Here is a 26,930-nt window from a genome sequence, read left to right as displayed (position 1 = left end):
GTGCCCAACGTTCGTCCGGCCTGCCCTTGGGGCATCGCAGCGGGGCCATGCAGCGGACTGTCCCTACCTGGAGATTGCCATGTCGTTTCGCCTGAAGCACACCAGCGCGCTGGTGGCAGCCGTCTGCATCGCGATCGCGCCGGCCATGGCGGAGGCGGCAACGCCGCCAAAGGCGGTGACGCCGCTGGACTGGCCGCGCAACTTCGATGCCGCTAGCGAGCATGTGGAGCTGTACCAGCCCGAGATCGAGAAATGGGAGGGCAACCGCATGTCCGGCCGTGCCGCGGTCGCGGTCGGTGCGAAGGACGGGACGCCGACTTACGGTGTGGTCCACTTCTCGGCGGTCGCCGATATCGACAAGCCCTCAGCGCTGGTGCAGCTGACGCAGATCACCATCGAAAGCGTCGAGGTGCCGACGCGTCCCGAAGCCGCCGACCAGGTGCGCAACGCGCTGCTGGCCCGGCTGCCGGCGGGCGGCCTGACGGTGCCGCTCGACGAACTGCAGGCCAGCTACGCCGTCTCGCGCCAGCTGGCCAGTGCGACGAAGGTGCCCGTGAAGAACGATGCGCCGCAGATCATCTTTGCCACCACGCCGACGCTGCTGGTCCACGTGGACGGTGATCCGGCGTGGCGCAACGTGCCCGGTACCTCCTACGAACGCGCGCCGAACAGCCGCGCAATGCTGCTGCGCGAGCCCGGCGGCGAGCTGTACCTGCAGGCGGCGGGCTACTGGTTCCGTTCGGAGTCCGCTGGCGGCGCGTGGGAAGTCATGTCGACGGTACCCAAGGGCCTGCAGGCCGCGGCGACCAAGGCGGCAGCCGCTTCCAGGCCCGATGCCATGCTGCCGTCCGACGGCAAGCGCCCGGCGCGTGCGCCGGCCATCCAACTCGCAACCCGGCCGACCGAGCTTGTGGTGACGAGCGGTGCGCCACAGATGACGCCGGTGGGTGGCGGCGGGCTGCTGACGATGTCGAATGCCGATCATGCCGTGTTCGTCGATCCGGCGTCCAACAACTACTACGTGCTGGTGTCCGGGCGCTGGTTCCGCGCGCCGATGCTGACCGGCCCGTGGCAATACGTGCCTGGCGGCGAGCTGCCAGCCGATTTCGCAAAGATTTCGCCGAACGACGCCAAGGCCAACGTGCTGGTGTCCGTGCCCGGCACGCCGCAGGCGAAGGAAGCCGTGATCGCCGCCACGATCCCGCAGACCGCGAACGTCTCGCGCGCGAAGGCGGCGCTGACGGTGGCCTATGATGGCGCGCCGCGCTTTGTGCCGATCACCGGTACCTCGCTGAGCTACGCGGTCAATACCGGTACGCCGGTGATCGAGGTGGACAGCAGTCACTACTACGCCGTGGCCAACGGCGTCTGGTTCACGGCTCCCGTCTCGACGGGCGCCTGGCGCGTGGCGACCGAAGTGCCGTCGGCGATCTACACGATCCCGCCGAGCTCGCCGGTCTACTACGTGACCTATGTGCGCATCTATTCGGTCACGCCCGATACGGTCGTGGTCGGCTACACGCCGGGCTACATGGGCGTGGTGGTCAGCGCCGACGGCACCGTGGTGTACGGCACGGGCTACGTCTATCCGGCGTACGTGGGCGCGGTCTACTACGGCTACCCGGTCACGTACGGCTATGGCGCCGGCTTCGGCATCGGCCTGGCCGAGGGCTTTGCGTTCGGCTTTGCCGCGGGCGCGTTCTGGGGCGCGGCATCGCCGTACTGGGGACCGTACTGGTGGGGCGGCCCGTACAACTGGAATTACGTGAACGTGAACCAGGCCAACTTCTATGGCCGCTGGGGACAGGGCACGGTCACGCATGCGCAGGGCTGGAATGCCTGGACGGGTACGGAATGGCGCGGCACCGCGGCGTCCGGGTTCAACCCGGCCACGGGGGCGCATTTCCAGGGCAGCCGCGGCGCCGCCTTCAATCCCTATTCGGGCAATTACGCAGCGGGACGGCAGGGCTCGTTCGCCAACCCGTCGACAGGGCGCGAAGGTGCCGGACGCGGCGGTGTCGTCGGCAACGAGTACACCGGCAACTACGCGGCTGGCCGTCAGGTCGCGGGCTATAACGCGCAGACGGGCCGCGTGGGCGCTGCGGAGGCTGGTATTGCCGGAAATACCCAGACCGGCGAACACACGGCGGGCAGCCGTGGCTTTGTCGCCAATCCCGACAAGGGCAATGCGGTGGCGTGGAACAACGGCAATGTGTACGCCGGCCATGACGGTTCCGTGTACCAGCACACCGACAGCGGCTGGCAAAAGCACACGCCCGGCGGCTGGGAACCCGTGCAGCCCAATAACGAAGTCACCGGCCGGCTGGAACAGCAGCGCCAGGCGCGCGACATCGGCCAGCAACGATTCCAGGGCGCGGCGCAGCAATGGCAGGGCGGCGGCCGCTTCGGCGGTGGGGGCGGTGGCTTCCGCGGAGGCGGCCGATTCCACGGCGGCTTCCGGCGATGAGTCGTCTTTGCCAGGCGCACAGACAACGCTGAATCCGCCCGCCAGCATGCGCATCGGCATGCACGTCGAAATGAGTAAACACGGCCACAAAAAATTTGAATTGGCGCGCCATTAGGCGCGCCGTAACCTGCCTGAACAGGCACCGGAGCGGCGGGATTTCACCCGTTTGTCCGACAGGGGGAGCGGCCATGGCTGCTGGCACAGGAGGTCACGTGAGGACAATGCTCAACTGGCGCAATGCAGCGGGGCTGATTGCGGTCTTGCTGGCAGCGGGCTGCGGCAAGGAGAAGCCGGTAGCCGTCGCGCCCCCGCCAGCCGAGGTCGGGGTCATGACGGTGGCGCTGCGCGACGTGCCGCTGATCTACGATTTCGTCGGGCAGACGGAAAGCTCGCAGCAGGTTGAAATCCGGGCGCGCGTCAATGGCTTCCTGGACAAGCGGGTCTATACCGAAGGCGCGGTGGTCAAGGCCGGCCAGACCCTGTTCCTGATGGACCGCAAGCCGTTCGAGGCCACGCTGCAGGCGGCCGAAGCGCAGTTGGGCCAGGAGCAGGCCCGGCTGTCCACGGCGCGCGCCGACCTGAAACGTGTACGCCCGCTGGCTGAGCGCAATGCCCTGAGCCAGCGCGACCTGGACGATGCCATTGGCAAGGAGCAAGCGGCCGCCGCAGCGGTCGAGGGGGCGCGCGCCAATGTCATCACCGCCAAGCTCAATCTCGGCTACACGACGATTACTTCGCCGGTGGCGGGCCTGTCGAGCTTTGCCAAGCGCCAGCCGGGCTCCTACATTGACCCGACCAACAGCCTGCTCACGTACGTCGCCAAGCTGGATCCGATGTGGGTGAACTTCAGCCTGTCGGAGAACGAGGTGTTGCGAATTCGCACCGAGCGCGAATCTGGCGCGATTCGTTACCCCGAACAGGACAAGTTCGAGGTAGCCATCGTGCTGGCCGACGGCACGGTATTCCCGAACCGCGGTCGGATCGCTTTCGCCGATGCATCGTTCAACGCCGAAACCGGCACTTATCTGGTCCGTGCCGAGGTGGCCAACCCGGAAGGCGTGCTGCGTCCCGGCCAGTTCGTGCGGGTCAAGGTGCACGGGGCCACGCGGACGAACGCGATTGCGGTGCCGCAGGACGCGATCATCCAGAGCCAGCGCGGCCAGACGGTGTGGGTGATCGGCCCGGACAACAAGGCCCAGCAGCGCGTGGTCGACGTTGGCGAGTGGACCGGCAACAACTGGGTGGTACGTTCCGGACTGAAGCCCGGTGAGCGCGTGGCGGTGAGCGGCACCTTGCGCCTGGCGCCCGGGGCGCCGGTCAAGGCGGTCGAGGTCAAGCCGGGCACCGTGCCTGCGGTGGCCAGCGGTGCCGCTGCGGAAATGCCGGCACCTCAGGCCCCGGCTGCGCCGGCATCCGGCGCAGCGGCGGCGGCATCGGCGCCGGCGGGGGGCAAGTCATGAAACTTGCCCATTTCTTTATCGACCGACCCATCTTTGCGTCGGTCGTTTCCATCATCATCACGGTCGGCGGTCTGGTGGCGCTGACCAAGCTGCCGATCGCGCAGTTTCCCGATATCACGCCGCCGACAATCACCGTCACCACGCGATACCCGGGCGCCAGCGCGGAAGTGGTGGCCCAGAACGTGGCCGCACCGATCGAGCAGCAAGTCAACGGCGCGGACCGCATGATGTACATGAACTCGACGAGTTCGTCGACCGGTGACCTGACGCTGACCTCGTACTTCGAGATCGGCACGGACCCGGAACTTGCGCAGGTGGACGTGCAGAACCGCGTCAACCTGGCGCTGCCCACGTTGCCGAGCGAGGTGACGTCGCAGGGCGTGTCGGTGCAGAAGCGTTCGTCCGCATTCATGATGGTGATTGCCATCTACTCGCCAGACAACAGCTACAACCAGACCTTTGTCGGCAACTACGCCAACATCTATGTGCTGGACGCGATCAAGCGCATTCCGGGCGCCAACCAGTCGTCGATCTTCGGCAGTCCCGACTACGCGATGCGCATCTGGCTGCGGCCCGACCGCATGGCCTCGCTCGGGATCACGACCGAGGACGTGAAGAACGCGGTCTCGGCCCAGAACCAGCAGTTTTCGGCCGGGCGTATCGGCCAGTCCCCGACCAACGGTCCGGTGCAGCTGACGTTCCCGATCTCGACCAAGGGCCGCATGACGGAGCCGGCCGAGTTCGACAACATGATCTTGCGCGCGCAGTCCGGCGAAACGGCGCTGGTGCGGCTCAAGGACATCGGCCACGCCGAACTGGGTTCGAAGGACTATTCGCTGCGCAGCCGCTACAAGGGCAAGACCGCCACGCTGATGGCGGTCTACCAGCAGCCGGGCGCCAATGCACTGGACGTGGCCAAGCAGGTGCGCGCCACGCTGGCCGAGTTGAAGAAGAGCTTCCCGCCCGGGCTGGAGTACGAGATCGCGCTGGACACGACCGAGTTCGTGCAAGAGTCGATCACGGAGGTGGTGCATACGCTGCGCGACGCCGTGATCCTAGTGATCCTGGTGGTGTACCTGTTCCTGCAGAGCTTCCGCGCGACGCTGGTGCCGATCCTGGCCGTGCCGGTGTCGATCATCGGCGCCTTTGTGGGCATGAGCGCGTTCGGTTTCTCGGTCAACATGCTGACGTTATTCGGCATGGTGTTAGCGATCGGCATCGTCGTGGACGATGCCATCGTGGTGATCGAGAACGTCGAGCGCAACATGACGGAGTTCAAGCTCCCGCCGAAGGAAGCCGCCAAGAAGGCGATGGACGAGGTGAGCGGCCCTGTCGTCGCCATTGTGCTGGTACTGCTGGCGGTGTTCATCCCGGTCGCTTTCCTTTCCGGCATTACCGGCCAGCTCTACAAACAGTTCGCCATCACGATTGCGGTGTCCGTAGTGCTGTCGGGCGTCGTGGCCCTGACGCTGTCGCCAGCGCTCGCGGCCATCCTGCTCAAGCCGGGCGAGCACAAGAAGAACCGCTTCTTCACGTGGTTCAACAACAAGTTTGACCAGCTCATTGCCGGGTACGACAAGTCGCTGCAGTTGGTCATCCGCCGCACCGTGGTGTCGATTGCGCTGATCCTGGTGATGGTGGCGGTGAGCGTGCTGATGTTCATCCGCATCCCGTCATCGTTCCTGCCGGTGGAAGACCAGGGCTACCTGTTTGGCGCCGTGGTCATGCCCGATGCTGCCAGCCTCGACCGCACGGGTGACCTGACCAAGCGCGCGGAAAAATGGCTGAGCGGGCAACCCGGCGTGGCATCGGTGGCGACCGTGGATGGCTACAGCCTGATCGATTCGCAGAACAAGGCCAACGCCGGCACGCTGTTCATCACGCTCAAAGGCTTCCACGACCGGGGCAAGGGCGAAAGCGCGAACGACCTGATCGCCAAGGGCAAGAAAGAGTTTTCCACCTACCAGGACGGCCTGGCCATCCCGATCAACCCGCCGTCGATCCCCGGGCTGGGTACGACCGGCGGCTTCGAATTCTGGCTGCAGAGCACCGGGGACAGCACGTATCAGCAGCTTGAGGGCAAGGTGCGCGAGTTCATTGCCAAGGCCCACCAGCGGCCGGAGCTGACAGGCGTGAACTCGACCATCAACTCGCGCTCGCGCCAGTACCTCGTGGAGGTGGACCGGGAACGTTCGGAAACGCAGGGGGTGCCGGTCGAAAATGTCTATTCGGCACTGCAGACCATGTTCGGCTCCTTGTACGTGAGCCAGTTCCCGAAGAACAGCCGTCTGTTCCAGGTGATCCTGCAGGCCGAACCGGACTTCCGCTCGCGGCCTGAAGATCTCGACAAGGTCTACGTGCGCAACAGCAAGGGCGAGATGGTGCCGATCAAGGCGGTGACCACGACCAAATACGTGCCCGGCGCCGACATCGTCACGCGCTTCAACAATTTCCCCGCGGCCAAGATCGTCGGCGATGCCGCACCGGGCTACAGCTCGGGGCAGGCGCTGGCGGCCATGGAGGAGACTGCACAGGAGGTGCTCGGCGAGGGCTACGCGTACGCGTGGAGCGGACAGGCCTACGAAGAGAAGACCGCCGGATCCACCGCCGTCTACGTGTTCGCGTTCGCACTGCTGATGGTGTTCCTGATCCTGGCGGCGCAGTACGAGAAGTGGTCGTTGCCGCTCGGTGTGCTGCTGGCGGTGCCGTTCGCACTGTTCGGCGCCTTGCTTGGCATCCTGATGCGAGGCATGGAGAACGATGTCTACTTCCAGATCGGCCTGACTGTGCTGATCGCGCTGGCGGCCAAGAACGCCATCCTGATCTTCGAGTTCGCCGTCGAAATGCGCGAGAAGGAAGGGCTCAGCGCCTATGACGCCGCCATTCACGCGTCCAAGCTGCGCCTGCGCCCGATCATCATGACCTCGCTCGCGTTCATCCTGGGCTGTGTGCCGCTGGCCATCGCCAGTGGCGCCTCGGCGGCCAGCCGGCAATCGCTCGGGACCGGCGTGATCGGCGGCATGCTGGGTGCCACGGTGATCGCGCTGTTCTTCATCCCGATGTTCTTCTGGGGGCTGGAGCGCATATCCGAAGGCAAGCCCAAGGGCGAGGCCAAGACAGGTGGCGCGTCGCAGCCGCCTACCATTCCTCCGGCGGGAGAACCATCATGAGACCGCGTGCCTGGATGCTCGGCGCCTGCGCGGTGGCGGCGCTGGGCGGCTGCGCGATCGGTCCCAACTACCAGCGGCCCGAAACGCCCGATGTCTCGCAATACCGCATGGACACCGGCCAGCTTGCCATCGCGGCCGACAGCGACTGGTGGAACCAGTTCAACGATCCGGTGCTCAATGCGCTGATCGACGAGGCGCTCGCAAACAATTACGACGTGCGCATCGCCGCCGCGCGCATCGACGAGTTCCGCGGCCAGCTGATGGTCGCGCGTTCGGGCTTTTTCCCGCAGTTGAACCTCGGCGCGGCCGCCACCCGTCAGCGCGCGGGTACGTTCAATGGCACGCCGTTCGCGCCGTTTGACGGTCCACGCAATTCATACCAGCTGCTCGCTAACGCGAGCTGGGAACTCGATCTGTGGGGACGCATCCGCCGCCAGGCTGAAGCCGCGGAAGCGAGCCTGTGGAACGCCGAGTACGCACGGCGTGGCGTCGTGCTGTCGCTCGCCGCGTCGGTGGTGCAAGGCTATGCCACGCTGCGCGGGCTCGATGCGCAGCTCGAGGTCGCGAAGCAGACGCTGGAGTCACGCGCGAGCGGGCTCGATATCTTCAGGCAGCGCTACGAAGGCGGCGTGATCTCCGAGATGGAGCTGGCGCAGGCGCAGAACGACTTCTATGTCGCCGAGGCTTCCATTCCGCAGATCCGCACCGGCATTGCGCAGACCGAGAATGCGCTGTCGGTGCTGGTCGGGCGCCAGCCGGGGCCCATCGAGCGGGGCAAGGGCATCTACGAGCTGCAGGCGCCGTCGGTAGGCGCCGACCTGCCCGCGATGCTGCTGTCGCGCCGGCCCGACGTGCTGCAGGCCGAGCAGGTGGCGGTCGCGGCTAACGCGCAACTGGGCGCGGCGCAGGCGCTCTACCTCCCGGCCGTCAACCTGAGCGGCTTGTTCGGCGCGGTCGCCGCGTCACCGGCGGGGTTGTGGGACAGCGCATCGCGGGTGTGGGGGTTTGGTGCGGGACTGACCCAGCCGATCTTCCAGGGTGGTGCCATCCGTGGGCAAGTGCAGACCGCATCGGCGCAGCGTACCGAGGCCTTGCTGGCTTACCAGGGCACCGTGCTGGCGGCACTGGCCGACGTGAACAGCGCGCTGGCCAATGGTGTCGAGACGCGCAACCGCCTGGGCAGCCTGCGCCAGCAGGAAAAGAGCCTGACCGTCTATGCCGATCAGGCCTACGCAAGGTATGAGGGCGGTTATTCGAGCTACCTGGAAGTCACCAATGCGCGCGAGAAGCTGTTCGACGCGCAGCTGGCGGCCATCCAGGGACAGGTCGATGTGCTGAACGGCACGGCGGCGCTGTACAAGTCGCTCGGTGGTGGCTGGCCGTCGGTGCCCGATACAGTGAAGGGCGCTGGCATGGAGGGCGATGCGCCGGTGCTAGCGCGCTGACCATTCTCCCTCGCGCACGCCCAGCGCGGTGACCAGTCCGTACGCGGTGATCCCCATCGCCACGCCGAGGAAATGCCCATCCAGCCCCATGCCAGCGACATTGGCCAGCAGCCAGCCGCCGCCGGCTGCCAGGCCAATCCGGCACAGGCCCGCCGCGATCGGCCAGCGCATGCGGCCCGCGCCCATCGACGCGAAGTACAGCGCCATGCCAAGGCCGAAACCGCCAAAGGCCGGGCCGACCCACGACAGCGCCCGCGCGGCAATGGCCGCGACCTGCCGGTCCTGCGTGAACAGTCCGGCGAACCGGTGCGGCATCATGCCGACCGCCGCGCCGGCCAGTCCCGCGATCAGCAGCGCCAGCAGCGCACCGACCCACGCCGTGCGTCGCGCCGTATGCCAGTCGCCGGCCCCCACCGCGCGGCCCACCAGCGACGTCAGCGCGGAGCCCACGCCGAATGCGAGCGGGATCATCAGGAATTCCAGCCGCGCCGAGATCCCGTAGGCGGCCACCGCCGCCGTTCCGTGGTGGCGCAGCTGCGCGGTCACGAGGATGGTGGTCAGGTTGGCGACCGAAGCGAGCGCGCAGGCTACCAGTCCGACGGACAGGATACGCACGAATAATGCACGCGACGGGCGCATGCGGAGCACCGGCACGAAGCCCGCACCGCCACGCATGACGACGACCGCCATGCCCAGCGCCGCCGCCCACGACACCGCCGCAAGCGCCGCACCGATCCCGGCCAGGCCCATGCCCGCCGGCTCGGCGAGCAGCCACGCCAGCAGCGGGAAGGCCACCCACATGAACGCCAGCACGCGCGCGGCCAGTGCGTGGCGTCCGCCACCGCGCAACACGGAAGCCAGCGTATTGGCAAGCCAGGCCGGCACGGCGCCCGCGCCGAACAGCCAGATCGCATAGGTCGCCGCAGCCTCGGCCGCGGTGGCGCCGGCCACGGCGCCGAACACGCCGCGCGGGAAGCCTGCGAGCACGATGGCAAATGCGAGGCCGGCCGTCACCGCGATGATCAGCGCATGCAGGACCAGCGACGAGGCCTCTTCACGCTTGTTGGCGCCCAGCGCGCGGGCGATGGCCGACACTACGCCGCCACCCATCGCACCCGTGGACATCTGCTGCAGCAGTAGCGCAAACGGTAACACCACGGCCCAGCCCGCCAGCGCCGCCGTACCCTGGCGCGCCGCAAGCCACGTTTCCACGAGTTGCGCGCAGGACTGCAGCAAGGCGATGACGGCGGTGGGGCCGGCCAGGCTGCCGATGCGCCGCGCCAGTTCGGTGGCGGGGACCGGTGCGGTGCTGGCGGCGGCAGCGGTATTGGATACGGTCATGGCGGGCGTCTCAGGCATGGCCGTTCTCCTGTTCCTGTTCGGCCGCAGCTTCGCCGAAGCGGCGCCGCAGGAAACGGCCCGCGCCGGGGCCGGGCAGCACGCGCACATCGTCCAGCGTGATGGCGCTGCCGTCGGCGCGCATCAGCGCCGGGGTAGCGATTTCCGCGCCGCTAAGCTTGTCCTGCAGCACCGTCAGCGGGCCCTTTTCATCGGTCATCCAGCGGTCCGCCCAGGCCTTGAGCGCTACATAAGCCGGTAAGAAATCGCGCCCTTTTTCCGTGAGCTGGTAGACGTGGCGACCGCCGCCTTCCGGCGTAACGCGGGCAAGCAGCTCGTGCGTCACCAGCGTTTTCAGGCGCGCGCTCAGGATATTGGGCGCGATCCCGAGGTTTTTCTCGAATTCATCGAAACGCGTGCTGCCGTAAAAGGCCTCACGCATCACAAGGATCGCCCAGCGCTCGCCGAGCACCGCCATCGAGCGGGCCACGGGGCAGGGCATGGTGGTGAAATCGGTGGGGGGCATAGGTCTCCGTGCTCGCCGCTGGCTTTACTTTCGATTTGCAAGTTTTAGGAGCATAGCTTGCGAAATGAAAGTTTGCGCGGCCCGAATGCGAACATCGCACGAAACTGTTTTGTCCGATTGATTGTCCCGTTGGTGGATCGGTAGGCTGCGGGACATCGGTATCGCGTCTTTCACTTTCCGGGCGCGAGTGCCGATCAGGCGGGTCTTAGCCGTCTGTTTCCTCCACCCGGATCGGCCCCCCAGGACAGATCCGGGTTCTTTTCTTTGGCGCGCCACTACGCGCCCGGCTCAGTCGCGGAACACCGGCAGGTTGCCGATTTCCTCCTTCAGGAACGCAATCAGCGCGCGCGTGGCCATGGTCGGATGCCGGCTCGGCGTGGTGATGACATAGAGGCTGCTGCCGAGCCCCTCGGGCTTCCAGTCGCTCAGCACAGGCACCAGGCGGCCCTGTCGCATCTCTTCCCAGCCCATGTAGCGCGGCAGCAGGCTGATGCCGTGGCCTTCCAGCACCGCCTGCAACAGGAAGCGGAAGTGTTCCGATTGCAGGTGCGGCGCGAGTTCCACTTCCTCGCGCTGGCCATTGCGGTTGAGCGCCAGCAGGAAGCGCGATCCATAGGGCGGGCAAAGGAAGTGGCAGCGCGCGAGGTCGACCGGCACGCGTGGCGCCGGCACGCGTTCGAGGTACTCCGGAGACGCGCACAGCCGCCAGTCGATCGGACAGATCTCGCGCGCCACATGATCGAGCGGCGGTGCCGACGTCACGCGCAGCGCCACGTCGATTTCCGACGCGATCAGGTCCACCACGCGGTTCGCGAAGAACACGCGCAACGTGATGCCGGGATAGCGCTGGGCAAACTGCAGCAGCAGCGGGGCGATGAACGTATCGCCAAGGCCCGTGGGCATACTGACGCGCACATGGCCGCGCAGCGTCTTGCCGAGGCTGTCGATCTCGGCCTGTGCGGAGGCCACCTCCTGCAAAATGCGGAGCCCATGCTGGTAGAGCGCCTGGCCGGGTTCGGTCATCTCCAGCCTGCGTGTGGTCCGCCGCAGCAGTTGCGCACCGGCCTGTTGCTCCAGTTCGCGCAACTGGCGGCTCACCTGGGAGCGCGTCACACCACGCCGCCGGCCGGCCTCGGCCAGGTTGCCGGCATCAACGATGTCGACGAACGCTTCGATCAGGTTCAGGTCCATCGGGGATTCCCTGCAGGATTGTCACGTCAGGCGCAACATTGTGATTCCGGTGTGGCGGATTGTCGATGCCAGGCTGCGCGGCTACAGTGGAACGCTGCCAGTTCAGGACAAAGACAGGAGACTACCGATATGGCCACAGACCTCTGGTTCGAAGACATGCACCGCGACGGCGCCGAACTGCTCGACCGCGGCGCCCGCCTTGCCGGTGGCCTGCGCGCCGCGGGACTGAAAGAAGGCGATGTCGTTGCGGTGCTGCTGCGCAACGATCCGGTCTATGTCGATGTCGTGCACGCTTGCCGCATCGGTGGCACCTACTACTGCCCGATCAACTGGCACTTCACCGCCGAGGAAGTGCGCTTCCTGCTGGCCGACAGCGGCGCCAAAGCGCTGATCGTGCATGCCGGCCTGCTGGCGGCAGTGCGCGAGGCGGTGCCTGCGGGCATCCCCGTGCTGGTGGTGGCCGATGGCGCCGAAGTGTCCGGCGGCAGCGAGTACGAAGCGTGGCTTGCGCAGCAGGCCCCGTACGATGGCCCACGTGTATCCCCGCGCGGCCATATGGCCTACACCTCCGGCACCACGGGCCGTCCCAAGGGCGTGCTGCGCGAACCCGTCCCGCTGGACCAGCTTGACGACCAGATGGCGCGCGCGCGTTCGCTGGTGCGCCAGACCTACGGCATCGTGCCCGGCTGTCGGGCGCTGATGTCGGCGCCGCTGTACCACAGCGCGCCCGGTTCGTTCATCCAGAACGCGCTGCAGATGGCCGAACGCCTCGTGCTCACGTCGCGCTTCGATGCCGAGCAGGTGCTGGCGCTGGTCGAAAAGCACCGCATCGACGTGCTTTATCTCGTCCCGATCATGTACGTGCGCTTGCTCAAGCTGCCGTCCGAGGTGCGCGCGCGCTACGACCTGTCGTCGATCCGCTTCGTTGCTTCGACCGGTTCGCCGTGCTCGCCCGAGGTCAAGCGCGCGATGCTCGAATGGTTCGGCCCAGTCATCCACGAAACCTACGCGTCGAGCGAGGCCGGCATGATCACCGTGGCCACGCCTGCCGATGCCGCGGCGCGCCCCGGCACGGCCGGCAAGCCGGTGGACGACGCGCAGCTTCGCATCCTCGATGAAGACGGCAAGCCGTGCGCAACGGGCGAGATTGGCCTGGTGTACGTGCGCCAGCCGGCTTACCCCGACTTCACTTACCGCAACAATGAGGCCGCGCGCCGCGCCATCGACCGCGACGGGCTGGTGACGCTTGGCGACATGGGCTATGTCGATGCCGACGGCTACCTGTTCATCTGCGACCGCGCGTCCGACATGGTGATCTCGGGCGGCGTGAACATCTACCCGGCCGAGATCGAACATGAACTCGTGCGCTATCCGGGCGTGGCCGACTGCGTCGTGTTCGGCGTGCCCGACGACGAGTACGGCGAGCGCTTGCTGGCCATGGTGCAGCCGATGCCCGACGCGGCGATCCGCGAGGAAGACGTGATCGACTGGCTGCGCCAGCGCCTGTCCGGCTTCAAGGTGCCGCGCAACATCGTGATCGAAGCGCAATTGCCGCGCGACGAGACCGGCAAACTGGCCAAGCGCCGGCTGCGCGACCGGTACTGGGAAGGGCGGCAGCGGCGCGTCTGAGATACGCACGGAATACCCGGCAAAGATCAAAAGAAAGGCGCCACGAAGGCGCCGCCATCAACAGGAGACACTATGCAAGGCAGTAAATTCGGCCGTCGGGCCTGGCTCGCCACCGCAGCGGCAGCCGCCGTAGGTGCACTGGCAGGCGGCGCCGCGCCCGCGCTGGCTGCGTATCCGGACCATCCCATCAAGCTCGTGGTGCCATACACGCCCGGCGGCTCGACCGACCAGTTCGGCCGCGCGATTGCCGACGGCATGTCGCGCCAGCTCGGCCAGACCGTGGTCGTGGAAAACCGGCCCGGTGCGGCCACGATGATCGGCACCACCAGCGTCGCGCGTGCCCCGGCAGATGGCTACACCATGGTGCTGGCCACCAACGGCAGCATGGTGCTCAACCCGCAGCTGTACAAGAAGATCTCCTACGACCCGCCGCGCGATTTCAAGATCTTCAGTATCGGCGCCGAGGTGCCTTTGGTCGTCGTGACCAACTCGCACGTGCCGGCCAGCAATATCCGCGAGTTCGCGAACTACGCGAAGGCCAGTGGCGGCAAGCTCAATTACTCGTCGGTCGGGCTCGGCAACGCGCTGCAACTCGCCACCGAGATGCTGAAGACCGAACTCGGCATCCAGGTCACGCACGTGCCCTACAACGGCAGCGCGCCGGCGCTGTCGGCGCTGCTCGCCAATGACACGCAGCTGATGGTCGATGTGGTCAGCACTTCGCTGCCGCACATCAAGGCCGGCAAGCTCAAGGCGCTGGCCGTGACCAGCCGCAAGCGGCTGGACGTGCTGCCCAATGTGCCGACTGTCGCCGAAGGCGGCTATCCGGACTTCCAGGCTGCCACGTGGTTCGGGCTGGCCGTGCCCGCGCAGACACCGCCCGAAGCGGTGGCGAAGCTGCGCGCCGCGGCGGACAGCGTGCTGAAGGACCCGAAGTTCCGCGCCACGTTCAGCGATCTCGGGCTCGTGGTGCAGCCGCCGCGCACCCAGGCGGAGATCGACCGCTATATCGAGGCGGACCGCGAGCACTGGGGCAAAGTGATCCGCGCGAACAACATCACGCTGGACTGACAGCAGGGGATGGCGCGACGAGGCAAGAGGGCGCTCGTCCCCGCCTGGCAAGCGTGAGGCCGATATGTGGCCGATAACCGGCGCGCGGCCCGCCCCGGGCGGCATGACCGGCGTATAGTGCCGGGACATACCGGCATAGGCGCCTCCCCCAACACGGCGCAATATGCCTTGGCCATGCCCCCTCGTCATGACTGACCGCGCCCCCTCCGACCCAGCCGAACCGTCCCCCGGCGCTGACCGCGCCGACGCTTCCCACGCAGATTCTCCAGACACCGGAACCGATCGCGCGACCGAGCGCGCCGAAGCACGCCTGTCCGAAGCCATCAGCCGCCGCGCGCGCATGGCGGCGTGGCGCAAGTCACGCCAGGCCGGCCGCATCTCTCGCACCACGCTGCGCTATGCCGTCTTCATGTGCGGCGCCGGCTGCGTGGCGTTGTTCTCGATGGTGTTCGCGTGGATCGCCGAGGTCGCGCTGCGCTGGAACCATCACCTGACGCAGAGCACGCCGTGGATCGCATTCGTGATGCTGCCGTTCGGGCTGGCCGCGCTGCGCTGGCTCACCATCCGGCTCGCGCCGCAAGCGCGCGGCAGCGGCATACCGCAGGTGATCGCCGCGGTCACGCTGCCGCCGGCAGGACCGGCGCAGACGGTGCTCGTGTCGTTCCGCCAGTCGATGTGGAAGGTGGTGCTGACCGCTGCGGGCCTCCTCGCCGGGGCGTCGGTCGGACGCGAAGGGCCCTCGGTGCAGGTCGGCGCAGCGGCCATGCTGGCGTGGGGCCGCTGGTGCCACGAAAAGATGCGCTTTCGCATCGGCTTCCATCCGAACGCTTTGATCGCGGCGGGCGCCGCGGGCGGGCTTGCGGCAGCATTCAACACGCCGCTGGCCGGCGTGGTGTTCGCGATCGAGGAACTTGGCCGCGGCACGGCCGTGCGCTGGGACCGGCTGGTGCTGTCGGGCGTGCTGACGGCCGGTTTCCTGTCGCTGGCGCTGCTCGGCAACAACCCGTATTTCGCCGTCAAGGTGCCGATGCTGGTGCTGCGAAACGCCTGGGGTCCGGTGCTGCTGTGCGCGGTCGTGAACGGCGTGCTCGGCGGGCTGTTCGCCAAGGGGCTGATCGGCGGCGTGCCGGGCCTCTTGCCGGTGCGCTGGCGCCACTGGCCGCTCGAGCATCCGGTGCAGGTGGCGTTTGGCTGCGGCCTGGTCGTGGCGGTACTCGGTTGGGCGACAAGCGGGGCGACATTCGGCACGGGCTACGAACAAGCGTCGGCGCTGATCAACGGCGAATCGCACGCCACGCTGTGGTTCGGGCTGGCCAAGCTGGTTGCCACCGTGGTGTCGTACTTCGCGGGCATCCCCGGCGGCATCTTTACGCCAGCACTGGCCATCGGCGCCGGCATCGGCGAAAACGTCGCGCATTTCATCCCGGGCATGCATGAGCCGCGCGTGCTCGCGCTCGTGGCCATGGCCGCGTTCCTCGCGGCGGCCACGCAGGCGCCGATCACCGCGAGCGTGATCGTCATGGAGATGACGCGCACGCAGGACCTGACGCTATTCCTGCTGGCATCGTCGCTGCTGGCATCGTTCATCTCGCGCCAGTTCTCGCCGCATCCGTTCTACCACCACGTCGGCCATGTGTTCCGGCGCGAGGCGATGGCGCTGGTGCGCAAGGCCCCCGCGAGCTGACGCTGCGCTATGTGCGCCAAGCCATGGTGGCGCGCGCGGCTTTCCCCTAACGTTGTGGCGCGCCGGTCGCAGGACCGGCTCGTGTGTAGCGGCGGCACACCGATCTCGCCGGCATGCTGTCGTCTGCATTCCGGGAGCACCCATGGCTTCGCAACGACCGGCCGGCCGCGCCCGGCCTCCGCGCAAGGAAAGCACCCTCCTGCGCGATATCGGGCCCGACACCATATGGCCCACGCGCGGTTTGCAGAGCCACTCACGGCTGCGCCGGCCGTTGCCGCCCGCGCAGCGGACGCCGCGCCATCCGTTGCCGCCAAGCCGGGTGCCGCACCTGCTGGCATGGGTGCTGGTGCTGGCTATGCTGGCGGCCCTCGCTAACGTGTTGCTGCGCGCGGCGGGTTAGACTCGGTTTGCGGCGCACGCGGGGTGCATCATTCGCCATGCTGACGGCATGTGGTACCGTCGGCCGGAACATACCGCCTGCCGCGGGCTCCAACAGGGGCCTTTTTGAGGAGTCTGGATTTTGAAATTTCCCGTTGCCGGGCTGGCTGCTGCCGGCCTGATCGGCGCCGCCACGTGCGCCTTTGCCGCCCCTGCGGCTCCCGCCGCCGCTTCTGCCCCTACCGCCAACCCTCCCGCTGCTGCACCGAAGGCCGCGCCAGCCGGTAACAGTGCGCTGTCGCCGATGCTGAAACTGCTCGAGATCGGCAACCCGCTGCCCGCGTTGCCCGACTGTGCCGACAAGCGCACGCCGGACGGCCGCGACGTGACCGCCGTCTGCGTCGAGGTAAAGGGGGACGGCGTCATGCGCCAGGTCGGACTGCCGCGTGACAAGCGTCCGTCTTTCATGGATGGCCCCCACGTGGTGGCCTTTGTTGACGGCAATGCGCTGGTCGGCATGATCGTGCCGACCGCCGGCGCCAACTCGCAGCAAGCCGCGCTCGACAGCATCAACGCGCTCTACGGCAAGCCGTTCCGCCAGGAACAGGAAGACATGCGCGACAAGGCCGGCAAGACTGTGAAGACCATCCACGCGGGCTGGATGCAAAAGCCGCTGACGGTCGAGCTGTATGCCATGCCCGAAGACCCGAACACCGGCACCATCGAAATGCTGCTGCCACAGGCACGCAAGCTGATGGCGGACAAGGATGCGCAGGTGGCGCAGCAGCTCACACCTGCATCGGCACCGGCTGCCGCGCCGAGCAAGGAAAAGAAGCCGGCGCCCAAGCCCGTCAAGCCCGGCAGCTGGTAACGCCGGGCCGGGAGCTGTCGGTGCCGGCTCAGATGCCTTCCATCACCTTGTCAAGACCGCGCACCACGCCGCGCACGGTGTGGACCTTGCGGATCGCCAGCAGTGCGCCGGACACATAGGGTTTGGAGCCGTCGCCGGCCTCGTGCTTGAGATGCAGGCGCTGGCCGTCCGCGCCGAAGATCACTTCCACGCCGAGTTGGTAGCCGGGCAGCCGCACCGCGTGAACCTGCGTGCCGGACATGGTCGCGCCGCGCGTCTCGCGCGGGCCGTTGACCTGGTCCACCGGCACGGCTTGCTGAGCGGCCTTGATCTCGCCAAGCCGGAATGCCAGCTCGCGCACCGTGCCTGACGGTACGTCGACCTTGCCGGCCTTGGCGTAATCGATGATCTCCCAGTGGTCTAGGTGGCGCGCCGCCATTTCCGCGAACTTCTGCAGCAGCACGACCGTGATCGCGAAGTTGCCGCACGCGAGCACGCCGCGGTCGGCCTTGCGCGCGGCGGCGTCGATCTCGGCATAGTCCTCGTCGGTCAGGCCCGAAGTGCCCACCACCACGTGCGCACCGTGGGCAATTGCCTGCAAGATGTTGTGCTTGGCAACGGCCGGCTTGGTGTATTCGACGTAGACGTCGTAGGGCGTGCTGCCCAGGGCCTCGATGCTGGCCGCCGCCACGCCCGGCGTGTCGGCATGGCCGGTGAGTTGCGCGAGCGGTTGGCCCGCGGCACCGCGCGACAGGCCCGCCACCAGCGTCATGTCGGCCGCGTGCGCCACGCCGCGCGCCAGTTCGCCGCCGGCCCAGCCGGTTACGCCGCCTACGGCGACACGGATCGGATTGCTCATTGTTTTTGCTCCGTTGGGTGGATTGCGGTCGGTGGAGGATACCGCGCTATTCCGTTGCTCGCCGGCGGTCGATTTTTCGCGCGAGCACGATCGACGTGGTGGTGTGGTTCACGCCCTCGAGCATGCCGATCTCGTCGAGCAACTGGTCGAGGCGCGCGTGCGTGACGCAGCGGATCACCGCCATGTAGTCCACCGGCCCGCTGACAGAACTCAACTCCTCGATCTCCGGCAGCCGCTGCAGCGCGCGCACGATGGCCGGGCCGGCCTTGGGCTGGACCGACAGCCCGCAGAACGCCTGGATCGCGTTGTCGCCCATCTCGCGGCCGAGCCGCACGCCATAGCCGGCAATCACGCCGAGCCGCTCCAGCCGCGCGATGCGCGCCACCACCGTAGTCCGCGCGATATCGAGATGGCGTGCGAGGTTGGCCGCGCTTTCGCGCGCGTTGGCCTGCAACAGCGACAGCAGGTGCCGGTCGGTCTGGTCAAGCTTGTCGGTGTCAGCCATTTCGTCGAAATCCGTCGTCGTTTCGTTCGATTATGGACGGTATTCGTCGAACTCGACCCTTCTTTCTGTTGCGCGCGCTGCCCATACTCCAATCAGGCACATATCGATCAGGGCTTGAACCACGGAGGACACCATGCAGCCATCCACTCTCGGCCGCGACACGCCGCGCGTTCTGTCCCGGGCCAATGGCCCGCTGCAAGTGGTGGTGCTAGGCGCCGGCAAGATCGGCCGCACCATCGCCGCCATGCTGCATGACAGCGGCGATTACCGCGTTTGCCTGGTCGACAACGACGCGCGCCGGCTCGACGGCCTGCCGCGCGCGATTACCGTGCGCGCCGGCGACCCGACCGAGCCCGGCACATGCGCCGCGCTGCTTGCAGGCGCCGACGCCGTGCTCAACGCGCTGCCGTTCCACGCCGCGGTCAGCGTGGCGACGGTGGCGGCCCGCCTCGGCGTGCATTACTTCGACCTGACCGAAGACGTGGCCGCGACGCAGGCCATCCGGCAACTGGGCCAGAACGCGCGGTCGGTGCTGATGCCGCAGTGCGGGCTCGCGCCGGGCTTTATCGGCGTGGTTGGCCACGACCTTGCGCAGCGCTTCGTGCGCGGCGGCGGCGAACTGCTCGACCTGCAGATGCGTGTGGGCGCGTTGCCGCGCTACCCGAGCAATGCGCTCAAGTACAACCTGACGTGGAGCACGGAAGGGCTCATCAACGAGTACTGCAACCCGTGCGAGGCCATCGTCGATGGCCGCTGTGTCGAGCTGCCGGCGCTCGAAGGGCTGGAAACCTTCGCGCTGGACGGCATCGATTACGAGGCCTTTAATACATCGGGCGGCCTCGGCACGTTGCCGGAGACGCTGGCGGGCCGGGCGCGCAATGTCGACTACAAGTCCATCCGCTATCCGGGCCACTGTGCGCAGATGAAGCTGCTGCTCAACGACCTGCGCCTGCGCGAGCGGCGCGGCTGGCTGCGCGAGATCTTCGATCGTGCGATTCCGGTGACGGAGCAGGACGTGGTCATCATCTTCGCCACCGCGACGGGCTATCCGGCCGGCGGCGAGCGCGGACGCGGCCCGCTTACGCAGGCTTCGTTCTCGGCGCGCATCGGCGGCGTGGACGGTCCGGCCGGACACGTCAATGCGATTCAACTCACCACGGCCGCGAGCATCTGCGCGGCGCTGGACATGGTGGTGAGCGGGGCGCTGCCGCAGTCTGGCTTCGTGCGGCAGGAAGCCATGCCGCTCGCCATGTTCCTGGCCAACCGCTTCGGCTGCCACTACACGCAGCATCCGCTGCAGGAGACCACCGTATGAAAGCGCAAGAGATTGCGGCCTGCTGGCAATCGATGGGTCTGCCGCGGCCATGGAGCGACGGCACGCCGGCGGGCACGGTCATCGTGCGGTCGCCGGTCGATGGCGAGGCATTCGGCCACGTCCCGGCCTGTACGCCAGCCGAGGCCGATGCGCGGATTGTCCGCGCGCATGCGGCGCAGAGCAGCTGGGCGCTGGTTCCGGCGCCGGTACGCGGTGACATCGTGCGGCGCTTCGGCGAGGTGCTGCGAGAACACAAGACGGCGCTGGGCCGGCTGGTGTCGCTGGAGTCAGGCAAGATCCAGCAGGAGGGGCTTGGCGAAGTGCAGGAGATGATCGATATCTGCGACTTCGCGGTCGGGCTGTCGCGGCAGCTGCACGGGCTGACTATTGCGTCGGAGCGGCCCCAGCATGCGATGCGCGAAACCTGGCATCCGTATGGCCTGTGCGGCGTGATTTCGGCGTTCAATTTCCCGGTGGCGGTGTGGGCCTGGAACGCTGCGCTCGCGCTGGTGTGTGGCAACGCGGTGCTGTGGAAGCCGTCGGAAAAGACCACGCTGTGCGCGCTGGCCGCGCATGGTTTGCTCGAACGCGTGCTGGCCGCGACGGCGCCGCACTATGTGGGCATATCGGCGGTGCTGCCCGGCGGTCGCATGGTCGGTACGCATCTCGTCGGGCATCCGGCGGTGCGCCTGGTCAGCGCGACCGGCTCGACTCGCATGGGCCGCGAGGTGGGCATCGCCTGCGCCCAGCATTTCAAGCGCAGCATCCTGGAACTCGGCGGCAACAATGCGGCCATTGTGACGCCGTCGGCCGATATCGAACTGGCGGTGCGCGCCATTACGTTCGCGGCGGCCGGCACGGCCGGGCAGCGCTGCACCACGCTACGCCGATGCTTCGTCCACGCCGACCTCATGGACACCATGGCGAGCCGGCTCGTCACGGTGTTCGACCGCCTGCCCGTCGGCGATCCGCTCGAAGACGGCACGCTGCTCGGCCCGCTGATCGACACGGGCGCGGCCGATGCCATGGCCAACGCGCTGGCCAGCTGCCGCGCGCAGGGCAATATCGTCACCGGCGGTGAACGCCTGCTGGCAGACCGCTTCCCGCACGCGAGCTATGTGCGGCCCGCGTTGGTGATGACCGACGAGCAGCACGACACCATGCTGACCGAGACGTTCGCGCCGATCCTGTACCTGATGCCGTACACCTCGCTCGATGAAGCGATCTCACTGAATAATGCGGCCGCGCACGGACTATCGTCGTGCATCTTCACCGAATCGCTGCGCGAGGCGGAGCGCTTCCTGTCATCGGCAGGCAGCGATTGCGGCATCGCCAACGTGAACATCGGCACCAGCGGTGCGGAGATTGGCGGCGCATTTGGCGGCGAGAAGGCAACCGGTGGCGGGCGGGAATCGGGGTCGGATGCGTGGAAGGGCTATATGCGGCGCGCGACCAATACCATCAATTACGGCGACACGTTGCCGTTGGCGCAGGGCATCCGGTTCGAGATTTGAACGAGGATTTACGTTCACCAAACCGTTGCGAATCGTAACAAGCGTTACAGCGCCTTGACGCTGTATTACGCAGGCGCCCCGTATAACGTTCTCAGTGCAGGCATATGCCGAAGCGACCCCCAAGGAAAATACGATGAGAACGGTAACGATTGGATTGGCCGCCGCGGCCGCCGCCACAGCCTTGCTGGGCGGTTGCGCGGTGTATCCGTATCCAGCAGGACCGGGCCCTGTAGCAGTAGCGCCAGCGCCGGTCTATGTTGGACCGCCGGCGGTAGTGGTATCGCCGCGGCCGTACTACGGTGGATACGGCTACTACGGCCGGCGCCACTACTGGTAAGGGGAGAGGCCCGAAGGCCGGCGAGGGGGCTCAGTTGCCGCCGCTCTCGCCGGCTTTGCCATTGAGGCCCGGCCAGCTCGGCGCCAGTGTCTGGCCGATATCGGGCAAATCGACCAGGTCGAGCACGCGGCCCACGGTATGGTCGACCAGTTCGGCAATGCTCTGCGGCTTCTGGTAGAAGCCCGGCACGGGCGGGAACACGATGCCGCCCATTTCCGTCACCGCCGTCATATTGCGCAGATGCGCGAGATTCAGCGGCGTTTCCCGCACCATCAGCACGAGCCGGCGGCGCTCCTTGAGCGTGACGTCCGCGGCGCGGGTTATGAGGTTATCCGAAAGGCCGTGTGCGATGGCAGCCAGCGTGCGCATCGAGCACGGGGCCACCACCATGGCATGCGCGCGGAACGAGCCGCTGGCGATGGTAGCGCCGATATCGCGCACGTTGTGCACGACGTCGGCCATGGCTTCCACGTCGGCGCGACTGATCTCCAGTTCGTGCTGGAGGTTCATCACGCCCGCCGGGGAAATCAGCAAGTGGGTTTCCACCGTCGTCACCTCGCGCAGTACCTGCAGCAGGCGCACGCCATAGATGGCGCCGGTGGCGCCCGTGATGGCGACGATCAGCCGTTGCGGCACGGCGCAGCCGGTCACGGGCATGGCAGTCCTCAGCCTTTGAGCAGGGTCTGCAGTTCGCCGTTCTGGTACATCTCCATCATGATGTCCGAGCCGCCGATGAACTCGCCGTTCACGTAGAGCTGAGGGATGGTCGGCCAGTTGGCGTATTCCTTGATGCCCTGGCGGATGCCTTCATCGTCCAGCACGTTGACCGTGGCCGGCGAATCCACGCCGCAGGCCTTCAGGATCTGGATAGCGCGGCCCGAGAAGCCGCACATCGGGAACTGCGCGGTGCCCTTCATGAACAGGACCACCGGGTTGCCCTTGACGATCTGGTCGATCTTTTGTTGCACGTCACTCATGGTTGCTTTGTCGGTTGAGGGGCACCTGACCGTCAGGCGCCACCGGGTGTCGAAGGCCGCACGGTGACCGTGCGGTGGTGATCTGGCTGCAAATTTTACCGGAATCGCCGCCAGCCTTCAGGCGGCCGGCCGGCGGCGCCCTCCAGTGCAGCGCTGCTGTCCGGCGAGGTCCCGTGCGGTGAAGACCTCGGTGAAGCCGGCACGCTCCAGCAGCCCTTGTGTGGCCTCGGCCTGGTCGTAGCCATGCTCCATCAGCAGCCAGCCGCCTGGCAGCAGCCGCCCGTGCGCGCCGGCGACGATCGCCGCCAGGTCGGACAGTCCGTCTTTGTGATCGGTAAGCGCGTCGATCGGTTCGAACCGCAGGTCACCCTCGATCAGATGCGGATCGCCTTCGGCGATATAGGGCGGGTTGCTGACGATCAGGTGGAAATGCAGTTCGGCCGGCAGCGCGGCATACCAGTCCGACACCAGGAAATGGATGCGGTTGGCGCCAAGCGCGCTGGCATTGTCCTGCGCCACCATCAGCGCGCCGGGCGAGATATCGGTGGCCCAGACTTCGGCATCGGTCCGTTCGCGTGCAATGGTCACGGCCAGGATGCCCGAGCCCGTGCCCAAATCGAGCACGCGCGGATGCGGCACGCCGGCCAGCCGCGCGAGCGACGATTCGGCGGCGATTTCCGTGTCGGGGCGCGGGATCAGCACATCGGGCGTGACGCGGAACTTGCGGCCGAAGAACTCGCGCTCGCCGATCAGGTAGGCCATCGGCTCGCCGGCCAAGCGCCGCGCCAGCAGCGTGGCAAAGGCATCGCGCTGCGGCAGGGTCAGGGTGTCGCCGTCACGCGTGATCAGCTGGGTGCGGGTCAGGCCCGTGACGTGGGTCAGCAGCATCCGCGCTTCCAGCGTCGGCAGGCCGGCCATGGCGGCGAGCGACTGCGCTTCACGCACGGTGGGAGTAGCCGGCAAGGCGCCGGACATGGCAGGGGACATCGGCAATGCGGGGGCGGATACGCCGGCGGCAAACCGCCAGCCAAAAAACAAAAAACCCCGCCGGGCGTTGGCCTGGCGGGGCTTTCGGCGGGTCTGGCAGCTAGGGAGACAGTGTAGCGCTGAACCCTGGCGGCAGGCGTGAAACCCGCGTCGCGGTCATTACTTATTGACGGCGTCCTTGGCCTTGTCGGCGCCGGCGTTGACGGCATCCTTGGCGGCTTGCTTGGCGTTTTCCATGGCGTTGCCGGCGTCGACCTTGGCCTTGTCCGCAGCGGCGGAGACGTCAGCAGCGGCGTTGCTGGCCGCGGCCTTGGCGGCATCGGCGGCGTTGCTGGCGGCCGCGGCGGCATCGCTGGCGGCGGCCTTGGCCGATTCAGCCGCGTTCTGCATGGCGGTATCGGCGCTCGGCGTAGCGGGGGCTTCTTCCTTCTTGCTGCAAGCGGCCATCGCCGCGGTGATCATCAACAAAGCGAGCAGTTTCTTCATGATTTCGTCCTTATGTCCGTGCGTCAGGAGAGACAAATGCCGGCAGCTTCTTGTGTAGCCGGTCGAGAACGATTATAGACAGCGGCCCTATGGCCGCCAGTGCTGTTTCAAGCATTTACAACAGATACAAAGCGTTCGATGCAGTTGAGCGGTGTTGCTGCGATGTAATGCTTAAGGCACTCGCCTAGGCGCGCCTTAGCTATCCTCTCCGAGCGCTGCCAACTGGTCGGCCTGATGCTCGGCCGCCAGCGCGGACACCAGCTCATCAAGGTCGCCGTCCATGATCATGTCGATCTTGTAGAGCGTCAGGTTGATGCGGTGGTCGGTCACGCGTCCCTGCGGGAAGTTGTACGTGCGGATGCGGTCGCTGCGGTCGCCCGAGCCGATCAGGTTGCGGCGCGTGCTTGCCTCCTTCGCCTGCGCGGCGCGCATCTGCTGGTCCTTGATGCGCGCCGCCAGCACCTTCATGGCCTTGTCCTTGTTGCGGTGCTGGCTGCGGTCGTCCTGGCACTCGACCACGATCCCGGTCGGCAGATGCGTGAGGCGCACGGCCGAGTCGGTCTTGTTGACGTGCTGACCGCCGGCGCCCGATGCGCGGAACGTGTCAATGCGCAGGTCGGACGGATTGATCTCGACGTCGCCGACTTCATCGGCTTCGGGCATCACCGCGACGGTGCAGGCCGACGTGTGGATGCGGCCCTGCGCCTCGGTGGCCGGCACGCGCTGCACGCGGTGGCCGCCCGACTCGAACTTCAGGCGCGAAAACGCGGCATCGCCGGCAATGCGCACGATCACTTCCTTGTAACCGCCAAGATCCGATTCCGACTCGCTCATGATCTCCACCTGCCAGCGCTGGCGCTCGGCAAAGCGTGTGTACATGCGCAGCAGGTCGCCCGCGAACAGCGCGCTTTCCTCGCCGCCGGTGCCCGCGCGGATTTCGAGGATCAGGTTGCGGTCGTCGTTCGGGTCCTTGGGCAGCAGCAGCTTCTGCAGGCTGCCTTCCAGGCTTTCCAGCCGTTCACGCGCGCTGGCGATCTCGTCGGCGGCGAAGTCCTTCATCTCCGGATCGTCGAGCAGCGCCTGCGCCGTAGCGAGGTCGTCCTGCGCCTGTCGATAGAAGCCGTACTGCTCGGCCACCGGCGACAGTTCGGCATGCTCGCGGCTGAGCTTGCGGTACTGGTCGATATTGGCGGTCGCGTCCTCGCGTGCGAGCAGCGCGTTGACTTCCTCGAGTCGCTCGGCCAGTTGGTCGAGCTTGGCAAGCATGCTGGCTTTCATGGGATTCCGGGTGGGGAAGGCAGGATACCGGGCCCCGATCGGGGCGGGCGGCGGTTGCCGGCGCGCATTGCGCGCGGGCGCAGCGATCAGCGCGGCTAGCGCTCGGAGTGGCTGCTTTGGCGGAACAGGCCGGGCACCAGGCGCACCAGCGCCTCGCGGTCCTCGCCCTGCATATGGTTCAGCGCATGGGTCGGGCCATGCAGGAACTTGCGCGTGAGCGCGCCGGACAGCGCTTCGAGCACGGCTTCCGGATCGTCGCCACGCGCCAGCATGCGGCGCGCGCGTTCGAGTTCGGCCTGACGAATCGACTCGCCGGCAGTCTGCAGTTCGCGGATGACCGGCACCACGCTGCGCGTCTCCAGCCAGTGCATGAAATTCTGCACACGGCTTTCGATGATGGCCTCGGCCTGCGCCACGGCAGCCTGGCGAAGGGCGTTGCCTTCGCGCACGACAGCGCCGAGATCGTCGACGGTGTAGAGGAACACGTCGTCGAGGCGTGCAACCTCCGGCTCGACGTCGCGCGGCACGGCCAGGTCGACCATCATGATCGGGCGGTGCTTGCGGCGCTTGACCGCGCGTTCCACGGCGCCAAGCCCGATGATCGGCAGCGAGCTCGCCGTGCACGACACCACGATATCGAACTCATGGAGTCGCTCGCCCAGTTCCTGCAGGCGGATCGCCTGCGTCGTCAGGCCCTGTTCGGCAAGTTGCTCCGCCAGCTTCTCGCCACGCTCGACGGTGCGGTTGGCCACCACCACCTGGCGCGGCTTCTGCGCGGCGAAGTGCGTCGCGCACAGCTCAATCATCTCGCCCGCGCCGATGAACAGCACGCGCTGCGTCGAGACGCTTTCAAAAATCCGTTGTGCCAGCCGTACCGCCGCGGCCGCCATCGACACCGAATGCGCGCCGATCTCGGTCTGGCCGCGGACTTCCTTGGCGACCGCGAACGTGCGCTGGAACAGCTGGTTCAGGTAGGTGCCGAGCGAGCCGGCTTCGCCGGCCGTGCGCACCGCGTCCTTGAGCTGGCCCAGGATCTGGGTTTCGCCAAGCACCATCGAGTCGAGCCCGCTGGCGACGCGGAACGCGTGCCGTACGGCTTCGGACTGGGGCAGGGAATACAGGTGCGGTGCCAGGTCGGACGCCGGCACGTTGTGGTGCTGCGACAGCCACCGCAACGTGTGCTCGAAACCTTCGGCGCCCGGCTTCAGGATGTCCGTCGCGCAGTAGATTTCGGTGCGATTGCAGGTGGAAAGGATGGCAGCTTCGGTACCATTGCGCCCGGCCAGATGTGTGCGCAGCGCCCCAAGTGCGGGTTTGATCTGCTCAAGCGGAAACGCCACCCGCTCGCGAAGCGAGACTGGTGCCGTCGTGTGATTGATGCCGATCGCGAGCAGTTGCATTTGTAGGGACTGGTACCGGGTCCGCAGCGTGTGCGGCCCGATTGCCATTATAACGTCGGGATC

23 protein-coding genes are annotated in these 26,930 nt (G+C 67.1%); 12 read left to right on the top strand and 11 right to left on the bottom strand.

All coding sequences use genetic code 11. The features are described 5' to 3' along the window. Positions 1–79: 79 nt before the first annotated feature. The 4 genes from ACIGJG_RS15735 to ACIGJG_RS15720 all read left to right on the top strand — a co-directional run bounded on the left by ACIGJG_RS15735 (position 80) and on the right by ACIGJG_RS15720 (position 8,542). Positions 80–2,467 carry a carbohydrate-binding family V/XII gene (locus ACIGJG_RS15735; RefSeq protein WP_220631090.1) on the top strand — a complete coding sequence of 796 codons (2,388 nt, stop codon included), beginning with the start codon at positions 80–82 and terminating at the stop codon, positions 2,465–2,467. Positions 2,468–2,688: 221 nt separating this feature from the next. Next, a complete protein-coding gene (locus ACIGJG_RS15730) occupies positions 2,689–3,927 on the top strand; it encodes an efflux RND transporter periplasmic adaptor subunit (RefSeq protein ID WP_220631692.1) in 1,239 nt (412 codons plus the stop codon). Beyond that, complete coding sequence (locus ACIGJG_RS15725; RefSeq protein WP_140950672.1) at positions 3,924–7,097, top strand: efflux RND transporter permease subunit; 3,174 nt, start codon at positions 3,924–3,926, stop codon at positions 7,095–7,097. The genes ACIGJG_RS15730 and ACIGJG_RS15725 overlap by 4 nt, the downstream gene beginning before the upstream one ends. Then, positions 7,094–8,542, top strand: a complete 1,449-nt coding sequence (locus tag ACIGJG_RS15720; protein WP_140950671.1) for an efflux transporter outer membrane subunit — start codon at positions 7,094–7,096, stop codon at positions 8,540–8,542. The genes ACIGJG_RS15725 and ACIGJG_RS15720 overlap by 4 nt, the downstream gene beginning before the upstream one ends. Here the strand turns inward: ACIGJG_RS15720 and ACIGJG_RS15715 are convergent. The 3 genes from ACIGJG_RS15715 to ACIGJG_RS15705 all read right to left on the bottom strand — a co-directional run bounded on the left by ACIGJG_RS15715 (position 8,531) and on the right by ACIGJG_RS15705 (position 11,597). Beyond that, a complete protein-coding gene (locus ACIGJG_RS15715; protein WP_483672525.1) occupies positions 8,531–9,901 on the bottom strand; it encodes an MATE family efflux transporter in 1,371 nt (456 codons plus the stop codon). The genes ACIGJG_RS15720 and ACIGJG_RS15715 overlap by 12 nt on opposite strands. Continuing rightward, on the bottom strand, positions 9,894–10,406 hold the full coding sequence (locus ACIGJG_RS15710) for a winged helix-turn-helix transcriptional regulator (protein ID WP_483672524.1): 513 nt from the start codon (positions 10,404–10,406) through the stop codon (positions 9,894–9,896). The genes ACIGJG_RS15715 and ACIGJG_RS15710 overlap by 8 nt, the downstream gene beginning before the upstream one ends. Positions 10,407–10,694: 288 nt before the next feature. Further along, complete coding sequence (locus ACIGJG_RS15705) at positions 10,695–11,597, bottom strand: LysR family transcriptional regulator (RefSeq protein WP_011299203.1); 903 nt, start codon at positions 11,595–11,597, stop codon at positions 10,695–10,697. Positions 11,598–11,726: 129 nt separating this feature from the next. Here ACIGJG_RS15705 and ACIGJG_RS15700 point away from each other — a divergent pair, with 129 nt between their 5' ends. The 5 genes from ACIGJG_RS15700 to ACIGJG_RS15680 all read left to right on the top strand — a co-directional run bounded on the left by ACIGJG_RS15700 (position 11,727) and on the right by ACIGJG_RS15680 (position 17,230). After that, complete coding sequence (locus ACIGJG_RS15700) at positions 11,727–13,226, top strand: acyl-CoA synthetase (protein WP_483672523.1); 1,500 nt, start codon at positions 11,727–11,729, stop codon at positions 13,224–13,226. A gap of 72 nt (positions 13,227–13,298) precedes the next feature. After that, positions 13,299–14,297, top strand: a complete 999-nt coding sequence (locus ACIGJG_RS15695) for a Bug family tripartite tricarboxylate transporter substrate binding protein (protein WP_011299201.1) — start codon at positions 13,299–13,301, stop codon at positions 14,295–14,297. 187 nt (positions 14,298–14,484) lie between these two features. Further along, a complete protein-coding gene (locus ACIGJG_RS15690) occupies positions 14,485–15,981 on the top strand; it encodes a chloride channel protein (protein WP_084791917.1) in 1,497 nt (498 codons plus the stop codon). A gap of 142 nt (positions 15,982–16,123) precedes the next feature. After that, a complete protein-coding gene (locus ACIGJG_RS15685) occupies positions 16,124–16,381 on the top strand; it encodes a hypothetical protein (protein WP_220631086.1) in 258 nt (85 codons plus the stop codon). Between the two features lie 120 nt (positions 16,382–16,501). After that, the gene (locus ACIGJG_RS15680; protein WP_011299199.1) at positions 16,502–17,230 is read left to right on the top strand and encodes a hypothetical protein; all 729 of its coding nucleotides are present in this window, start codon (positions 16,502–16,504) and stop codon (positions 17,228–17,230) included. 28 nt (positions 17,231–17,258) lie between these two features. Here the strand turns inward: ACIGJG_RS15680 and dapB are convergent, their stop codons facing one another. Together dapB and ACIGJG_RS15670 are read right to left on the bottom strand one after the other, a co-directional pair. After that, positions 17,259–18,068 (bottom strand): 4-hydroxy-tetrahydrodipicolinate reductase, encoded by an 810-nt coding sequence (gene dapB / locus ACIGJG_RS15675; RefSeq protein ID WP_140950667.1) that lies wholly within the window; start codon positions 18,066–18,068, stop codon positions 17,259–17,261. A 46-nt stretch (positions 18,069–18,114) separates the two neighbouring features. Beyond that, the gene (locus tag ACIGJG_RS15670) at positions 18,115–18,573 is read right to left on the bottom strand and encodes an Lrp/AsnC family transcriptional regulator (RefSeq protein ID WP_483672522.1); all 459 of its coding nucleotides are present in this window, start codon (positions 18,571–18,573) and stop codon (positions 18,115–18,117) included. Between the two features lie 133 nt (positions 18,574–18,706). On the opposite strand from ACIGJG_RS15670, the gene ACIGJG_RS15665 reads away from it, so the two are divergent. From ACIGJG_RS15665 to ACIGJG_RS15655, 3 genes are all read left to right on the top strand, one after another. Continuing rightward, positions 18,707–19,888, top strand: coding sequence for a saccharopine dehydrogenase family protein (locus tag ACIGJG_RS15665; RefSeq protein ID WP_011299196.1), 1,182 nt, complete (start codon positions 18,707–18,709; stop codon positions 19,886–19,888). Further along, complete coding sequence (gene amaB / locus ACIGJG_RS15660; protein ID WP_011299195.1) at positions 19,885–21,402, top strand: L-piperidine-6-carboxylate dehydrogenase; 1,518 nt, start codon at positions 19,885–19,887, stop codon at positions 21,400–21,402. The genes ACIGJG_RS15665 and amaB overlap by 4 nt, the downstream gene beginning before the upstream one ends. A gap of 133 nt (positions 21,403–21,535) precedes the next feature. Further along, on the top strand, positions 21,536–21,739 hold the full coding sequence (locus ACIGJG_RS15655) for a hypothetical protein (RefSeq protein ID WP_084791916.1): 204 nt from the start codon (positions 21,536–21,538) through the stop codon (positions 21,737–21,739). A gap of 30 nt (positions 21,740–21,769) precedes the next feature. Here the strand turns inward: ACIGJG_RS15655 and ACIGJG_RS15650 are convergent, their stop codons facing one another. The 6 genes from ACIGJG_RS15650 to hemA form a co-directional block, all read right to left on the bottom strand. Continuing rightward, positions 21,770–22,396 carry a UbiX family flavin prenyltransferase gene (locus tag ACIGJG_RS15650; RefSeq protein ID WP_011299193.1) on the bottom strand — a complete coding sequence of 209 codons (627 nt, stop codon included), beginning with the start codon at positions 22,394–22,396 and terminating at the stop codon, positions 21,770–21,772. 8 nt (positions 22,397–22,404) lie between these two features. Continuing rightward, positions 22,405–22,716, bottom strand: a complete 312-nt coding sequence (gene grxD / locus ACIGJG_RS15645; RefSeq protein ID WP_011299192.1) for a Grx4 family monothiol glutaredoxin — start codon at positions 22,714–22,716, stop codon at positions 22,405–22,407. Positions 22,717–22,833: 117 nt separating this feature from the next. Then, positions 22,834–23,703 (bottom strand): peptide chain release factor N(5)-glutamine methyltransferase, encoded by an 870-nt coding sequence (prmC, locus tag ACIGJG_RS15640; RefSeq protein WP_011299191.1) that lies wholly within the window; start codon positions 23,701–23,703, stop codon positions 22,834–22,836. A gap of 159 nt (positions 23,704–23,862) precedes the next feature. After that, positions 23,863–24,189, bottom strand: a complete 327-nt coding sequence (locus tag ACIGJG_RS15635) for a hypothetical protein (protein ID WP_140950665.1) — start codon at positions 24,187–24,189, stop codon at positions 23,863–23,865. A 195-nt stretch (positions 24,190–24,384) separates the two neighbouring features. Next, a complete protein-coding gene (gene prfA / locus ACIGJG_RS15630; protein WP_483672518.1) occupies positions 24,385–25,467 on the bottom strand; it encodes a peptide chain release factor 1 in 1,083 nt (360 codons plus the stop codon). A 95-nt stretch (positions 25,468–25,562) separates the two neighbouring features. Then, positions 25,563–26,867, bottom strand: a complete 1,305-nt coding sequence (gene hemA / locus ACIGJG_RS15625) for a glutamyl-tRNA reductase (protein WP_011299188.1) — start codon at positions 26,865–26,867, stop codon at positions 25,563–25,565. Positions 26,868–26,930 lie beyond the last annotated feature (63 nt).

This window comes from Cupriavidus sp. C1SS-2L (genome assembly GCF_057073735.1).
The sequence above is the reverse complement of the archived record's forward strand: the minus strand, read 5'-3'. Positions and strand labels throughout refer to the sequence as shown.

Excerpts from the sequence above, each read along its gene's own strand:
- ACIGJG_RS15735 (WP_220631090.1), top strand. The coding sequence starts at position 80 with ATGTCGTTTCGCCTGAAGCACACCAGCGCGCTGGTGGCAGCCGTCTGC.
- ACIGJG_RS15730 (WP_220631692.1), top strand. The coding sequence starts at position 2,689 with ATGCTCAACTGGCGCAATGCAGCGGGGCTGATTGCGGTCTTGCTGGCA.
- ACIGJG_RS15725 (WP_140950672.1), top strand. The coding sequence starts at position 3,924 with ATGAAACTTGCCCATTTCTTTATCGACCGACCCATCTTTGCGTCGGTC.
- ACIGJG_RS15720 (WP_140950671.1), top strand. The coding sequence starts at position 7,094 with ATGAGACCGCGTGCCTGGATGCTCGGCGCCTGCGCGGTGGCGGCGCTG.
- ACIGJG_RS15715 (WP_483672525.1), bottom strand. The coding sequence starts at position 9,901 with ATGCCTGAGACGCCCGCCATGACCGTATCCAATACCGCTGCCGCCGCC.
- ACIGJG_RS15710 (WP_483672524.1), bottom strand. The coding sequence starts at position 10,406 with ATGCCCCCCACCGATTTCACCACCATGCCCTGCCCCGTGGCCCGCTCG.
- ACIGJG_RS15705 (WP_011299203.1), bottom strand. The coding sequence starts at position 11,597 with ATGGACCTGAACCTGATCGAAGCGTTCGTCGACATCGTTGATGCCGGC.
- ACIGJG_RS15700 (WP_483672523.1), top strand. The coding sequence starts at position 11,727 with ATGGCCACAGACCTCTGGTTCGAAGACATGCACCGCGACGGCGCCGAA.
- ACIGJG_RS15695 (WP_011299201.1), top strand. The coding sequence starts at position 13,299 with ATGCAAGGCAGTAAATTCGGCCGTCGGGCCTGGCTCGCCACCGCAGCG.
- ACIGJG_RS15690 (WP_084791917.1), top strand. The coding sequence starts at position 14,485 with ATGACTGACCGCGCCCCCTCCGACCCAGCCGAACCGTCCCCCGGCGCT.
- ACIGJG_RS15685 (WP_220631086.1), top strand. The coding sequence starts at position 16,124 with ATGGCTTCGCAACGACCGGCCGGCCGCGCCCGGCCTCCGCGCAAGGAA.
- dapB (WP_140950667.1), bottom strand. The coding sequence starts at position 18,068 with ATGAGCAATCCGATCCGTGTCGCCGTAGGCGGCGTAACCGGCTGGGCC.
- ACIGJG_RS15670 (WP_483672522.1), bottom strand. The coding sequence starts at position 18,573 with ATGGCTGACACCGACAAGCTTGACCAGACCGACCGGCACCTGCTGTCG.
- ACIGJG_RS15665 (WP_011299196.1), top strand. The coding sequence starts at position 18,707 with ATGCAGCCATCCACTCTCGGCCGCGACACGCCGCGCGTTCTGTCCCGG.
- amaB (WP_011299195.1), top strand. The coding sequence starts at position 19,885 with ATGAAAGCGCAAGAGATTGCGGCCTGCTGGCAATCGATGGGTCTGCCG.
- ACIGJG_RS15655 (WP_084791916.1), top strand. The coding sequence starts at position 21,536 with ATGAGAACGGTAACGATTGGATTGGCCGCCGCGGCCGCCGCCACAGCC.
- ACIGJG_RS15650 (WP_011299193.1), bottom strand. The coding sequence starts at position 22,396 with ATGCCCGTGACCGGCTGCGCCGTGCCGCAACGGCTGATCGTCGCCATC.
- grxD (WP_011299192.1), bottom strand. The coding sequence starts at position 22,716 with ATGAGTGACGTGCAACAAAAGATCGACCAGATCGTCAAGGGCAACCCG.
- prmC (WP_011299191.1), bottom strand. The coding sequence starts at position 23,703 with ATGTCCCCTGCCATGTCCGGCGCCTTGCCGGCTACTCCCACCGTGCGT.
- ACIGJG_RS15635 (WP_140950665.1), bottom strand. The coding sequence starts at position 24,189 with ATGAAGAAACTGCTCGCTTTGTTGATGATCACCGCGGCGATGGCCGCT.
- prfA (WP_483672518.1), bottom strand. The coding sequence starts at position 25,467 with ATGAAAGCCAGCATGCTTGCCAAGCTCGACCAACTGGCCGAGCGACTC.
- hemA (WP_011299188.1), bottom strand. The coding sequence starts at position 26,867 with ATGCAACTGCTCGCGATCGGCATCAATCACACGACGGCACCAGTCTCG.